The following is a 14,844-nucleotide window of genomic DNA, read 5'->3' as shown; positions in this document are numbered from 1 at the left end:
GGTACGGCGGAAGAAGTTTCTCTCCCGGCAAGGAAAAGCCATGCAACAGAGATCAAAATCCAGGCCTAATGCCGTTTGGTGAGATGAGCTTGAATATAGTGTGTGGACAGCGAGTGAACCCTGGGTTTTCAGTGTTTATTTATGGGAGGAAAAAAGAAAGAATTAAAAATTAAAAAGAAAGTTAGATGTTCTCTACTTTAATATTCTCACAGCTATGCCGGATAACACCACTACTGCGGCTGCTATAGCTACTACTCCAGCTATACCGCCGGGTATTAAGTCGAGCAGGCCGGAGAGAGGGCCTTCATCCTCCGATATGAAAGAGGTGACCGTGGCCTGAGCGCCTTCCTCGGTCTTCGTCAGAGTCGATGTCGTGACACCCGGTGCGTACACGGTAGTTGTTACAGTTTCGGTCGTGCACGCGCTGACGCATACACTTCCGCTGACGAATAGGCCTGTATATTGCCCATGCACATCCGTAACTCTAATCTCGATCACATGGTTCCCCTGGCTTAGGTTTGCCTGGTAAGACGCTGTAGTCTGGAATGCATACTGCCCTGTATGGGTCTGGACTAGGGTGCCGTCAATAAATAGCTCGCCAGAGTCGTCGGCAGTCCACTCCATGACTAGCTGCCCTGGAGCTGGTAGGTAGAAGCTTATGGCGTATGTTGTCACGGGCCTGCTTGTGTAGTTATAGTCGGGCTTGCTAGGGTCTTGAATGTCAAAGTAGGCTGTTATCCACTGGCCGGGGAAGCCTTGGACCCCCTGGAATGAGGGCCACGCAGAAAGCTGTACCGATGAGACCGGCCTGCCCATAGGCTGGCTTGTCCCCCAGTCTGGCGCCTGCAGCATTGGGTTCTCGAGCGTGCCTAGAGGGTCAAGTACTCCGGGCGACTTGCTGCCGGTGCTAATGTCTATGCAGTAGGGCTGCTGGGGGAAGGTTGGGGTCGCCGTGCCTGGAAATGTTGTTGCTGTGTCGGTTGTCGAGGTTATTATGGTCTTGGTTACAGTGATGGTTGTTAGGGTTGTTGTGGTCGTTGTAGATGTAGATGTGCCTGTATCGCCACCCTCGTCTTGGGGAGCTAATACTACGTAGAGGCCGCTGAGTATTGTTGGATTGTCTATAACAGTATTTATCAACTGTGACTGTCCGGTTATATCCGTATTAGTTATTTTAGAATCCTTCACCGCATCGCTCCGAGGCAATGCTATCTGCTGTGAGAGGACCGGGGAAAGGCTGCTAGGGGCCAGAGCGCCTGGGAAAGGCTGGCCAACCACCTTACCCGCAGCGTGGATAAACTGGTTACCGTCAGCCTTCACGTCGTTGAACACTGTGCTGCCTCCTGTGTAGTCGTAAAGTGCTGTCTGGCTGGGGCTACCTCCGGTAATAATACCCAGGAAGGCTGTTGCCTGGCCGTTGGACTGCATTGACGCGTAGCCTGAGATATAGATGTTGCCGGACTTGACATCAACACCTGTGACAGCGTCGTCAAGCGGCGTGTCTATAACCATGTGCCAGAGGTTAGTCCATGTTGCGTTCGTGAAGTCGTAGCTGTTGGCTGATGCGAAGCCGAGGCTTCCACCTGAAGCCAAAACGCTGCTGCCTACGAGCACCACATCGTTACCGTAGAATGCAACGTCCAAGCTTCTCTCATGCCCTGGAAGCTCTAAATACATTGAGGAGATGAGGTTTAGGTTAGGATCTAGTATGACAACGCCTGCGTCGTCAAAGCTCATGTCAGTGTTGTTGAAGAATGTTGCGGCCACAGCTATATAGCCGTAGTAACTGCTCGAAGGATCCTTCACGACGTCTACTTTCTCGAAGCCGCTATAAGCATACAGGAACTTTACGGTACCGCCCACCCCCGAGGCGTCTCCAACTGCGATGAATCCAGCTTGGGGTAGGTTGAGGAAGCCTTCAAGGTTCCCCACTATAACGTAGGCTCCGTGAGCCGGGCTGTAGACTATACCATTTACCACAACATTCTTGGCGGATTCGACACCGAACACATAGTCGTCTATTAGGAGGCCTTGATTAGTATACCCTGCTATTACACCCAAACTATATGACTTCTTAGTATAACCCACCACAACAGAGCCCGACTGATCCTTAGCAGCAACATCGTTGAAAACATCATCTCCTGACCAGTTGCTATTCCACTTGGCTGTCGCGAGATTCGTAGTACCTAGGTACGTTGTGAGGACTCCGTCGAACCCCGTGTCGGTGTAGACAGTTCCGGCGGCGAAGTCGGAGTACTGGAGCAGCGCAATACCCGTTTTAGAGCTTATAGCGTTGTAGATAAGGCTTCTCCCGTAGGTGTGGGAGTCGTCTATAAGCACCGTGTAGGCTGCTGAGACGCTGCCCTGAAGGGACGCGAAAAGTATAACGAGGAGAAGCATTGCAGCCGATACGGCCAGAACTGCTCCTCCAAATAATTTTGACATATCTTTGTTTCACAACCTTCTACTTCCACCGTAGAACGTGCACTTCGCCTCTGATATCGTGAGGTTTATCGACCAGTATGTGCTTTTGCTACTATGGATACAAAATATATATTTTAAGGGGTTGCCCTAGCCCATGTGCCGCTACTCCATTCCGCGGATTTTCTTAGTATTGTGTAGATATGAAGAAGCGACATAAAGAAAAGGAATGTTCCGGCTAAGAGGCCTGTAAGCCAAAGGATCGGAGTTCCCGGTACTATTTTAACTGTGAGCATTATGCCATTAGCAGCTGCAGAAGTTTCCTCATGGAACCCCTCCGAGAGCAGGTAGAGGTCTAGGGTCGCCCTCTCAACGAGCAGCGCCGATCTTTCTATGCTTGGTGAAGACCTTATGCTGGCCACGTTATATCCAGCCGCCATTATGGAGGCTAGGGCTAGATACTCCTCAGGGCTTAGTGTGTTCATCGCTTTATTGAGGTAGTAAATCATGAGTTCATGATATTCGCCGAAGTGGCCCTTAACCATGGGCGCCTGCACCGAGATATATACGTGGGAGAGTCCCTTCCTCATAATTACGGTATCTATCACCAAACCATGTATCCCTATAGCCTCGCCGTTAGCCTCGAACCGTAGATCCGCCTCCACAGGCTCTCCATCAACAGCCATGTACAGCCTGAGGCTTACCCCGGATGGAGCCTTACGCGGCACTTTAAAGCTCTCTATATCTTCCCCGGTCGCCCGCGAGACAACGCCGGACTCTAGCAGGCCTGATATGCTTGAAGACAAGACATCCGCCAAAACCTCCGCCTGGCCCTTGTAAACCATAAAGTAGAGGAACTGGCCTCTGTCCAGCTGGTATGGCAGTTCTACATCCACCGAATCCAGAGAAATCAGGCCCGAGGTCACCTTAAGAGCTGCTCCCCGAAAAACCGTGGATCCTGCCGCTGCTACTCCCTCTATACTACTGTTGTTCTCGGCGGGATAGACTGTGGCTTCCCCTATTTTTACAGTTATGTTTCCGAGGATGATTTCGACAGGCTCCTTGAATTTAATGTAGAGGTATGAGTAGGAGTCTAGCTTTAATGGGCTGTCGAGCCCGTGGACAACCAGCTTCTCGGGGTAGAAGACAATACTTACGACGCCACCCTCTATTCTCCCGGTCTCCGAGTCAAGCCTGGGGTCCACAGCAACCTCCAGTCCAGTATTAACGAGCTGTATAGACGCTTCCCTATCTTGTATCCATAGTCTGTTAGCCCCAGTTCTCACATCTACAACAGTTAAGTCGGCTAAGCCGACTGTCGAGTCGAAGACGCCTATGTACTCTGAGATGCTAGTTGAAGCCTGGAGGAGGGTCCGGATAGCCTGGTTTGACTGGGATTCTATGGATGCTAGCCTATATTCCCTCACAGCTGATGCTATATCCTCGTCAATCAGCTTTAGAGCTTCTCTAGCTGTATATAATAAAATGTTTTCGTCGAGGTTGTTCTTGAGATCAATACTACCTTGGTGTGTCTCGTAGTCGAAGCCTTCGTATGATATAGTCACCCCCATAACATTAGCTTCTCCCCCCAAGGGTACGAACACTTCTTCGGCATATCCCCGGTTATAGGCGTAGCTGCCGCTCAACGCAACCGAAACTAGAATCATGAGCATTGAGGCGTGCACAAGCTTTTCCAGTATGATCCTTAGTGTGTACACGCCTTTCGCAGCTCTACCCCTAATCACGCTATAGGTTTTCCATAACGCCATGGTTAAAAGTGTAGAGCTAGATATCGAACCTCCCGCCAGCAGAATAGCCGAAGCCAGGTTCGTCGCTTTGTCGGATAGGGGCGATACGACTAGAGTACCCCTAATAGTGGCGAGCCCGATTATAGATAGTGCGACTGTTAATGTTATGAAGAAAGCATAAACCGCCTTTCTCCCCGCCCATACTGACAGGTAGTATCCTGCCACGGCATAGAGGGAAGCCAGGGCCAACGGCATCATGAGCGTGTTATAGAATCTCACCCCCTGCTCAAACGACGGCGGCTGGGTATTGAAGCCGAGGAGCTTCAACAGAGAGGGTGTGAATAGTGAGGAGTATACTATTAGAGCTGCGATGGCTATGGATGAGGAGCCGATAATCAGGAGCATGGTTGAAAGCTTACCAAACCCGGTGACTCTAGGGGGCTGAGTTGGCTGGCGCAGGTTACTCTGCAGCTCATCAATTAGCGCTCCGATGCCATCGGAAAATAGCAGTATTGACACTATCATGAGTATCAGAGAAGCTGCTAACAGTATCACGGCTGCAAAGCTCTCAGCGGCGAAGCTGTGGAGAGGGCTTACGCCGCTCCTCGTAACGTAGAGAGCGAGGAATACAGAGCTGGCCGCATAGGCTGCGAAGCCCCGGCGCAAGTCCTTGAGAGGGCCTATCATGTGTATCGAAGCGACCGCTGCCAGCCAGACTGAGAGCTGGCTTGTCTCCACAGGATCCCATGCCCAATAGCCTCCCCACCCGAACGTCTCGTAGCTCCACATCCCGCCGAAGACGAGTCCAAATGTGAGAAACGCGAGGCCAAGAAGCTGGGTCGAAAAGCCCGATTTATACCCTAGGGCCAGTGCTAAGGACCCGACAAGTATGAAGCTGTAGCCCAAGAAGGTGGAGGTGGGGTGAGGCACCACCCAATAATTCTTGAGCAGAGGGTTAATGCCGAGTCCTCCACGATCTACAGGCCCAGTGCCAAAGGCTCCCATGAGAATTGCTGTGGACATTGAGGCTAAGACCAGGAGTGCAAAAACCATCATAGCAAATCTGTTTAATCCCTTATTTAGCTTAGTTTGGAGAAGGATGGCTAGAGACAAAAAGGCTGAAAACAGGTAGAGGCTACCGCCCCCTCCCGACCAAGCAGCCCCGATCCTTAGGTATAGTGATAGATCGTTCGAAGCGTTTCTCGCAACCTCATCAAGGCTGAAGTCGAGGGAGACAAAGGCCGCTATATACGGAATCCAGCCAAGCACCACCAAGAGCAAGCTTACCATAAACGTCCTTTTTGCCGCGGCCTCTCTGCCAACTGCTAGAAGTAAAATTGTTAAGGCCAGCAATAGATAAGCTATCGCTGGCAGGATTGTTGCATAGTGCAGGCCAATCATGCTAGACATACAAGCAATACCCCCCGGAGATCCTAGGCTACTCCAAGTGAATAGGCAAGCATATACACGCCACCTATAGACACCGCTATATAGCCGGCTTTCATCAGTCTAGCCGAGCTCATCATGCTTTGGATCTTAGCCTCCCCAATCCTCACCGCAACCACTGCAATCGCTACCGGTATTCCTATGCCGACCGAGAAAGCCGCCAGGGAAACAAGCCCGGTTTCCAGGCCGCCACCCGCAATGAGCAGAAGACCGCCGAGTACAAGTGGAAGGCTGCACTGAACCGAGAGCACTCCGTAGAGCAGGCTGAAGCCTAGCAGACCACCTCCACTCCGGGTCTTTATGGCTGTGTAAGTGGGTATACCCATTATCTCGAGGATGCCTGATGAAACCAGCGCTAAGGAAGCTGCGAAAAGTATAGCCTGGCGAAAAGGCTCGAGCAGGGCTCCAACAGCTAGAAACAGGGCACCTATCAAGCCGGCCCCCAGGGCGGCTAGGGCGGGTGCTAGAGGTACAGCATATAGAGGCGGTTTACCTCCCGATGACACGCCCAATCCTGTAATGTACGAGTAAAGAACAGGGAGTACGCAGGGTGACAAGGCTGCTATGAATCCTGCTAGAAACGCGGTAATAATCGTTACCGTGCTAGACAGTGATAAGCTTGATCCCTGGCCAGGTAGGTCAATGGGCATAGCTGATCCGCCTACAAACTCTGTGGACCCCTCTAAACCGCTATCTTGTTTGAGCCCAGCGTCTATCCAATTCCTAATCCCCTCCTCTATATCGCCCTTAAACGCTCCCACGTACCTAGACAGCTCTCTACCATTCTCGAATAGCATGAAAGTGGGGGTGCCTGTAACACCATGCTCCAGGAAGGCGTCAGCAGTGTCGTTATCAAGCTTTATTACCACCATCTTAACTCCTTCATAACCACCCTGCTTACAAATCTCAAGCCAAACAGGCTCTATCACCTTGCAGGTTGGGCATGTTTCGCTGGAAAACATAACAGCTATCCTCTCACCAGTCTCTATAAGCCTATCAAGCTGAGGCGACGATTTCAGGTAACATTGTGACGAGTATACCAGCGATACCTGGCTAAGCTCGCCAGCTAGAAACCCTAAAAACGCCCCTCCCAGGACTACTCCTATCAGCAGGACTAAGCCTAGAGTCAAGTGTCTGCCCGCTTCCAGCCTAAGGCTTCCCCGCCTCTCCATCGTGAGAATGAACCTCCAACCCTCGTGGACAACTAGACTATCCAAACCTTACAATTATTACCAGCTTAACACAATTTTATGGTATCTATATCTCTCCCGCGTGTTATTCCTCCTCGGGAAAAACTCTCGTATATGCTAAAAATATTTTAGTTAGCAGGGTAGTTAAACACGGTTAAGAGCTAAAACCCTCTGGCAACCGTTCAAAAAAGTGTCATATACATGAGTTCGGATAAGTGGGTTATTCAAGCTATAAGCAAACTGCTTTATTCAATTTAATCATAAAACTAGGATCAATTGTTATGTTTTATATAAAAATGGACAAAACTATTTATAAGATTTCGTTATGTCTAATGATGATGATGCTCGTGCGAGTGATGTTCTTTCATGTGTTTTTCAAACTCTTCCTTTGAAGAAAATTTTATTCCGCACTCCTTACACTCGTACTCCTCCACAGCTATGCACCAGATTGGCATAGTGTGTTTACTTACTAAAAAAGTTTTAACTACACTTGTAATATACACTTATAGTCGGGCTGCGACAGTCACAGTCAACTAGTCGTAGGATGAGTGAACATAACTTGGTGATAACCGTCTTTAACTGTTTCAGAATTTTAGTACGTAATTCAGCAAGCATCGGATAATCTGGCGGGTAGACGAAAAGTTGTTTAAAGCGCTTAGGGCCTCGCTTTTTGTTATGCTAGGTTTATAGTCGTGTGATTAGGCTCCTTAGATAAGGGTGTGTTTAGTGTGTCTCATTATCGTCCTCCTATAATGAAGCCCTTTAAGGCCAGGGTGGCTGGGCGCCGTGTACCTCGTGTTGGCTGGAGGTGGCTTGGTGGGCTTACTGTTGAACACGAGGGGAGAAACCTACATCTCCTCATGACTGGGAGCATAGCCCGATGGTTCCCCCTCGGTGAGCTAGTCGAGGTTGAGCTTCGTGAGGAGCCTGAGGATATTGGAGGAGTAATGGTGGCTCCAAGGGAGAGCTATAGACTCTGGAGGGTCTACCGGGGGGAGGAGAAGGTTCTTGTATGGCCTGTGTGGAGTAGGGTTGTCTCTGTTGAAAGAGAGGCTGTTCTAGGCAGGAGTGTATATAGCTATAGACTCCTGGCTAGGGAGGCCTACACTGAGGATGATTATAAAGAGATAGTCGGGCTGGAGCAGTATCACTACGCCAGCAAGGAGGAGATAGTTGCTATATGGAAATGCCCGGTTTGCGGAGCTTATGTTGAGAGTAATATTCAGCCTGAATGCCCTACGGACAGGGTCCCCATGAAGCTTCAAGAGATAAGGGGGAGTCTTCCTAGCAGCAGGTTTATGGTTATCGAGCTTCTGGACCGCAAGCCGTACGAGCCTAAGATAGTGGGGTACGTGAGGGTCGACACCCCAATACCCTTGATGCACCGCCGCGTCCCAAGGCCAGACGGCGGCTTTGAAGTGGAAAAGATGATTAGGGAGAAGGTGTTTCCGAAGGACTGGTTCCACCCAACTTTCTGGCCTGTCGACCACCGTGATAGGAGGAGCCTTCTAGCAAGGTTCAGGGAGCTTGCTAGGCTCTACGGCAGCCGGAGGATAGCTAGGGCGGCTGTGGGTGAGGAGATAGCGGATGAGGCGCTGGCTCGGGCTAACACCGCGGCCGCGAGGATAGCCAGAGTTGTGGTCCACCCTGACTACAGGGGCGACGGCCTTGGGGTTGCCTCGGTACGGCTGGCTCTTGAATGGATCAGAGAGAGGAGAATCCCGGAAATGAAGAGGGCGAAGCATGTGGTTGAGACTATAGCTCAGATGGCTAGGTATAACCCGTTCTTCGAGCGAGCCGGTTTCAAGTACATGTGGGACACGGCCAGCGGGCGTCCTGTGCTGATGTACCCTCTGAGCGATAGGGCTAAGCGCATCATCGAGGAGTTCCTGTCCAGCGACCCGGTTGCCAGGAGCCATGGAGGAGTGCTCTACAGGCCCAGGTATAAAGCCGGTGAGAAGCTTAGCGGGCCTGTTTCCCTTTCCGGTGTTACTAAGTCCTATAGAAGCACCCTTGACATAGAGAGGCTTCCCGAAGAGCTTCAGGAAGTGCTCAGGGCGTTCGGCGCCGAGAGGAGGGTTGTTGAGAGGTATGTCTTGAAGGATGTCAACATAACTGTTAATCCTAGCACCGTTGCAGCTGTGGTCGGGGCTAGCGGGGCGGGCAAGACTACATTGCTACGCATGATACTTGGGAAGGCACTGGGAATTGAGAGCGATAACTATAGCCCTGATAGGGGTGAGGTTGCGGTCCCCTCCAATGTTAAGGCGGCTGCACTGCTCCCGGGAGAGATAGAACCCTCCTTCGGGAGTGAAACCCTGCTAGAGCATGTGGCCTCTAAGCTTGGAGACCCCGGCGCGGCTGTCGAGGTCCTAAGCAGCGTGGGCCTGGGGGACGCGATATTTTTCAGGGCTAGCTTTAGGGAGCTTAGCACAGGGCAGAAGGAGAGGGCTAAGCTGGCCAGCCTCCTAGCTGAAAGGCCGAACCTGCTGGTTATAGACGAGTTCATGGCCCATCTAGATCCTCTGACTGCTAGAAGAATAGCCCGCAAGCTGGGCAGGCTGGCGAGAGGCCAGGGTATAACCCTAATAGTTTCTACTAACAGGCCGGAGATACTGGATGCTCTGCAGCCTGATACAGTGATCCTGGTTGGCTACGGGTCGGCGTTCCAGGAGAAGCCAGAAAAGGTGTTGAGGGAGGTGTGAGGTTTGGAGTGCTAGGCTCTCGACAGCCTCATCCGGGTATATATCTCGTCTTAGTGTAGTCATATATAAGCGTTCCATACCTACATCATTAATAACCTTTTGGAAGTGGGGTTGGAGGATAATATTTGGTGCAAAAACTCAGGAGCGCGCTTTTAAAACTTGCATCAGCAACCATGGCGCTAGCCCTCCTAGTCTCAACAGCTCCACCTGTATACACGGCCCAGGCTTACGAGAAGGATACGCACTACTACCTCACATACTACCTAGCCCTTGCCACCTGCTTCGAGCCGATAGAGGCTAGAATTATAGCCAGTGCGAACATGTCTGTAGATCTAGACTCGGACACCTCGCCTCTCCCCGGCCTTAGTACTGCCATAAAGAAGACGATAGACGATTATGTGAAGAGGTATGGGAGAGCCGCTTACGTCCTGCTCCCTAACATTATCGTTAGGGCTATTATCGACGAGTATAATAGGTATACAACACAGTTGAAAACGCTCCACTCGATGGGCAGTCCCTCCGAAGTAGCCTCCTACCTGTCCAAGAGCAAGTCCTCTGTCCACGGGGGCTTCGCCTCTGCGGGGCCAACACAGGGTGTATTAGTAGGCTACGGCGTCTACCTCCACGCTATGCAAGACTCCTTCGCCCACACAGGGTACAGCCCTCCCCTTGGACATGCGGTGGCATCTATAATTAAAGGCCGTGACCCCGACTCTCTCGCATCCGACCCTAAGAAGACCGAGTCTATGATAAGGAGTACTGTTAAGGACATGCTAGAGGTGTGCAACATACTGAAGAGGACGCCGAGGCTCTACACTAGCTCTACAGATCCAGCACTCTCTACGCTCTCCTCGAAGCTAGTCAAGGGTAGCGACCCCGCGTGGAAGTGGTTCAAGTTTGAGGCCGATCCCAAGGTTATGACGCACCTCAAGAGGCTTATCGAGAAGGAGATATCCGCGCTACCGCCCATAGTGTCGTCTCCCAAGATTCCTCCGATAATAGTTTTCGACCTAAACGGGAAGGGCTCGCCTGTAACTTCGGCTGGAGGCTTGAAGACCAAAGGCGTGACGACAGACCCTCCAGACCTAGCTTTAACGCTTTTGAACACCAGCTATTCCGTCAAGGAGGGCCCTACTATTGTGATTGAGGCTGACGTAGAAGTTTTCAACATGGGAGACGTCGACATGACGGAGGATATGCTCATGTGGGCTATCCTTCTCGGGAGCAACGAGGAGACCCCCGTCTACAGCGCTTCCGCCGTCTACGATACACCTCTGGCTGTGAGCGATAGACGGACTTACACTATAGGGGTCGAGCTGAGCCTCCCTGACTCTGGTTATACTGGCGAGGACCTTGTTGCATATATAGCTGTAGAGGGTGGTAACGACGAGCTAAGCTTCTCCAACAACTACGCCCTCATCTACCTCTCTAGCAGTGATATCCAGAAAATTCTCTCCGGAGAACAGCCGGGAAGCGGAGCCTCCGGAGGAGGTGCAACCTCAACATCTACTGTGACTGTAACAGAGACGAGTATAAGCTACAGAACTATAACATCAACTGTAACAGGAGGTGCAACAGCCACGGTTACAAAGACAGAGACTTTTACCGGGGTGGGAACGTATACGACTACGATTGGCACGATAACCAAGACTCTATCCACAATCACAACATCAATATGGAGTGTCCTCGGGCTGGACACACGCACCCTAATTATAGCGCTGGCTGCGCTTATAGTGGCTGCAGCTGTCCTGAGGCTCCTTCTCAAATAAGCTTTAGGAACGGTAGAGGTGGTGCCCGAGACTTTCCCTAAACTTTTTCAGCGGTCTGAGGGGAGTAGAAGGGCTATGGCAAATGCTATTGCTGAAAGGGCTGCTAGGAAGGAGAAGTAGGTTGAGGGGCTAGATAGGAATAGTGTAGCGGCCGATGCGAGGGATACTGTGAGGATCCTGCTAACGAACCCTATGGCCCCTGCAGCTTTGCCTTGGAGCCGCTTATCGTAATAGGTTGATATCCACTCCATTATCACTGGGTATGCGGGGAGCATGACAAGCCCCGCCAGCGGGATCAAAGCCTGCACTGCAAGCCTGCTGGTCTCCAGTGCCAAGGCTAGGTATAGTACGGCTACCAGTAATGCCGCCGCCCTGATGTACCACGACCTAAGCCCCGCCCTGATAACTCTGGGGGGTACGACCAAGACGCCCACCAGACCTGCTAAGAGTGCTAGGGCTACAGAGCGGCCAGCTATATCTCCCAGCCCCTTAGTTGACAGTGCAGCCTCAAGCCATATCGACATGTTGTCGAACAGCGCAACACCCAGGCCTAGTATCAGGCCGAGAAGCCATAGATCCCTCCTGCCAACCACTAGTCTAAACTCCGAAGCTACATCCTTGAAACCAAGACCAGATCCCGCCTGTTGAGGTAAGGCTTGTAGACCTGCTACATATAATATTATGCTGGCTGCCGATACGGCTGCGATAGGTATGTTTAACCATTGGAGGCCGAGCCTAGTGTAGATGTAGTAGCCTGTTCCCAGGGCGTATATGATCCCCAGATACATGGCGAAACTTAGGAGCGAGACCACGGTGTCCCTACGCTCAGGCCTGATCGTTGATGCTGCGGGGGCGAAGGAGTTGAGTAGTAGGGGCTGGCCCAGTGCAGCGAGGACCTGGCATGCCAGCAGCCACTCGTAGCTGAGGGGGTCTAGAAGCCTCAGAACGCCCGCTACTCCTGTCAGAAGCACACCCACAGTAAGCCAGGTCCTGAAAGCCCTATCTAGAAGTACGCCGCTAGGGATTGTAAGCGCTAGGAAGGCCGCAGGGTAGACTATAGCTAGGAGGCCAACCTCTTCCTTAGATACGCCCAGATCCTCGGCGACAAGGCTCGTCACTGGTGAGTAGGTGACCCATATCGCCTGGCTCGAGAAGACGGAGAGGGCTAGGCCTGCTAGGAGCAGGGAGCGCCTCAACCGTGGTACACCTCTACAGTAAGCTCTCTGGCGAGGTCCTCAGCCACGTCCGGCGGTATCGATGAGAGGATCCACGCTATGATGACCTGGTCGTACGGGGTCCTCCCTATCATACCAGCCAGCTCAAGAGGCCCCCTGCTTTCTAGGAGGTGCCTTGCCTCCTCCAGCTCCTCAGGAAGCGGCTCGCCTGAGGAGGCCCTAGCGTCCCTTAGGAACTGGGGTGTCACGAGCTTGTGGATGGGGGATATCGTTAGATGTATATTCGGCGGGGCTAAACCCTTCACACCGGGCTGTAGCCCGAGTATCCAGCCCCTTCTAGACATGTTAGCATGGAACCTCAGGGTATCCACGGGATCGTCGAGAGCTACCGAGAGTATTGTCGACTCTATAGGGGCTATGCTCCTAAAGCCAATAGACTCTAGACCCCGCATTATCTCGTCTCTAGCTTCGACAGCCTTTCTGGCAAGCTCTAGATACCCCCTACGGCCCAGGTAGTTTGCCACGGCCCATGCGGCTGCTAAGGGCGCTACGCTCCTCGAGGATAAGACTGTTGCGTTTATAAAGGGATACCCGGGCCACCTGAGGTCGGCGAATATGCTGTGTTTCTTCAGGCTCCCATCCCTGAATAGAAGCACTGAAGCCCCTTTAGGCGAGTAGCCGTACTTGTGCAGGTCCATTGACACGGAGTACACCCCCTCGACATCAAAGGCGAACGCCCCATTGTACAGGCCTAGCTCCCTCATGAAGGGTAGTATGAAGCCTCCTATGCAGGCGTCCACGTGGAGCCAAACCCTCCTGCCGGACAGGGCCTCGGCAACGCCCCTAACATCGTCGACAGTGCCGTAAGGGTAGTTTGGGGCCGAGACGACAACCATGGCGGTGCCATCGTCTACCAGTGATGCGAGTCTGTCAATGTCAACCCTCTTAGACCCCGGGTCTACAGGGGCTATAGATAGCCTCATACCCAGATAGCTTGCAGCCTTTCTCACTGAAGGGTGGACGGTTTGAGGCGCCACGATACCCGGAGTCCGAGAGCCGCCCAGGGATCTATACCATTCCCTCGCGGCCATAGCCGCCAGTATTATGCTCTCCGTGCCTCCGTAGGTCACTGTTCCGACAACACCTTCAACACCTCCAGCGAGGCTTGAGGCGAAGGAGACGAGCTCCCTCTCGAAGAACAAGGCGCTCTTGAACACTGTAGGGTCGAGGGCATTGGTGTCTAGAAACATTTCAAAAGCTCTGAGGGAAACCTCCTTCACGCCGGGATCTCCCGTCTCGTAGAGGTATGTGAAGAGCCTGCCACCCTCTCCCCTAGCGTCCATTGCCCTTATCTCGGCAAGCCTTTTCACAACCTCCTCCACTCTTCCGCCTGACAACTGGTACCACCGTTGTCACACTAGCATCCAAACTAAACCCAGTTCCTAATAAAGATGCTACTTTACGCAGCATGTATTCTAGCCTGAGTGCCCGGCTGGGTATGACTTACCGCCTTCTAACCCTCCACTTAACCATGCCACTCTCAAGAATAGGCTCCAGCTCGGCCCCGTGGCAGCCTATGTAGCCTCTTACAGCGGTCTCGACTAGTATGGCAAGGGTAGGCGTGGCTTCCGCCCCATACCTCTTCATAAGCTTTGATGCTAGGAGACCCACCGGGGCCGGAGCCCTCGACAACTCCTCCATAAGAGCTGCCCAGGCGTCTTCCAGCCTTTCTATGTTCATCTCAAGGAGCCTCTGAGCCTCCTCTCCCTTTACAGGTTTTCCATGGCTAGGCACAATGACCTCCAGCCTGTTTACCATGTCCTGGAGGCTAGTTAGAGTCTCCAGGGCCTGGCAGGGGTTGGAGTGGTATGGGACAGCGTACGCCTGCAGCACTCTTTCTCCAAATATAGAGTCGGCCGCGTAGAGGACGCCATCGGGCGTCTCAACCCCCGTCTGGCCGGGTGTATGGCCGGGTAAGGGCACTAGCCTCAGTGGCTTAATCCTCTCCGCCTCGAGCGGCTCCACGTTATCAACGTCTTTGGCCTTGAAGAGCAGGTAGTCCTCGGCACCCGTGAAGGGGTATCCGAAGGTGTAGTGGAGCCTCATGGTGCTGTATCTAACCATGGGAAGGTCCTTCCCTGGGGCCAGGATGGCGGCGGGTTGGAAGCCCTGGTATAGCGTCGAGAAGTGGTCGCTGTGGAAGTGGGTAACTATTGCTACAGCCTCCCCTCCAAGCTTCTCGACGGCTTTGGAGAGCTGTTTAGCCCTCTTCTTACCGTGCCCTGGGTCTACGAGGAAGACCGTATCGCCGTGCTTGTAGAGGAGTGTAGAGGGGCTGCCCTTAAGCAGCATTGTGTCACCAGCAAGTGTAAGGAGGCTCAAGGAAATGT

General features: G+C 52.5%; 9 protein-coding genes. 2 read left to right on the top strand and 7 right to left on the bottom strand.

The window, feature by feature from the left end; all coding sequences use genetic code 11:
• Positions 1–192: 192 nt before the first annotated feature.
• From ACAM_RS07230 to ACAM_RS07215, 4 genes are all read right to left on the bottom strand, one after another.
• Positions 193–2,445, bottom strand: coding sequence for a hypothetical protein (locus tag ACAM_RS07230; RefSeq protein WP_022542161.1), 2,253 nt, complete (start codon positions 2,443–2,445; stop codon positions 193–195).
• A gap of 113 nt (positions 2,446–2,558) precedes the next feature.
• Complete coding sequence (gene ccsA, locus ACAM_RS07225; RefSeq protein WP_022542160.1) at positions 2,559–5,579, bottom strand: cytochrome c biogenesis protein CcsA; 3,021 nt, start codon at positions 5,577–5,579, stop codon at positions 2,559–2,561.
• 23 nt (positions 5,580–5,602) lie between these two features.
• Positions 5,603–6,832 carry a thioredoxin family protein gene (locus tag ACAM_RS07220; RefSeq protein ID WP_148706473.1) on the bottom strand — a complete coding sequence of 410 codons (1,230 nt, stop codon included), beginning with the start codon at positions 6,830–6,832 and terminating at the stop codon, positions 5,603–5,605.
• Positions 6,833–7,134: 302 nt separating this feature from the next.
• Positions 7,135–7,239, bottom strand: coding sequence for a C2H2-type zinc finger protein (locus ACAM_RS07215; protein ID WP_198407777.1), 105 nt, complete (start codon positions 7,237–7,239; stop codon positions 7,135–7,137).
• 318 nt (positions 7,240–7,557) lie between these two features.
• Here ACAM_RS07215 and ACAM_RS07210 point away from each other — a divergent pair, with 318 nt between their 5' ends.
• Positions 7,558–9,510, top strand: coding sequence for a GNAT family N-acetyltransferase (locus ACAM_RS07210; RefSeq protein ID WP_173391737.1), 1,953 nt, complete (start codon positions 7,558–7,560; stop codon positions 9,508–9,510).
• Between the two features lie 128 nt (positions 9,511–9,638).
• The gene (locus ACAM_RS07205) at positions 9,639–11,279 is read left to right on the top strand and encodes a hypothetical protein (RefSeq protein WP_148706470.1); all 1,641 of its coding nucleotides are present in this window, start codon (positions 9,639–9,641) and stop codon (positions 11,277–11,279) included.
• A gap of 47 nt (positions 11,280–11,326) precedes the next feature.
• On the opposite strand, the gene ACAM_RS07200 is transcribed toward ACAM_RS07205, so the two are convergent.
• The 3 genes from ACAM_RS07200 to ACAM_RS07190 all read right to left on the bottom strand — a co-directional run bounded on the left by ACAM_RS07200 (position 11,327) and on the right by ACAM_RS07190 (position 14,836).
• Positions 11,327–12,475, bottom strand: coding sequence for an MFS transporter (locus ACAM_RS07200; protein WP_022542156.1), 1,149 nt, complete (start codon positions 12,473–12,475; stop codon positions 11,327–11,329).
• Positions 12,472–13,851, bottom strand: coding sequence for a pyridoxal phosphate-dependent decarboxylase family protein (locus ACAM_RS07195; protein ID WP_022542155.1), 1,380 nt, complete (start codon positions 13,849–13,851; stop codon positions 12,472–12,474). The genes ACAM_RS07200 and ACAM_RS07195 overlap by 4 nt, the downstream gene beginning before the upstream one ends.
• Positions 13,852–13,957: 106 nt before the next feature.
• Positions 13,958–14,836 carry an MBL fold metallo-hydrolase gene (locus tag ACAM_RS07190; protein ID WP_022542154.1) on the bottom strand — a complete coding sequence of 293 codons (879 nt, stop codon included), beginning with the start codon at positions 14,834–14,836 and terminating at the stop codon, positions 13,958–13,960.
• Positions 14,837–14,844: the final 8 nt, after the last annotated feature.

The organism is Aeropyrum camini SY1 = JCM 12091, assembly GCF_000591035.1.
GTDB lineage: Archaea > Thermoproteota > Thermoprotei_A > Sulfolobales > Acidilobaceae > Aeropyrum > Aeropyrum camini.
This window is presented reverse-complemented; position numbering and strand designations above follow the sequence as displayed.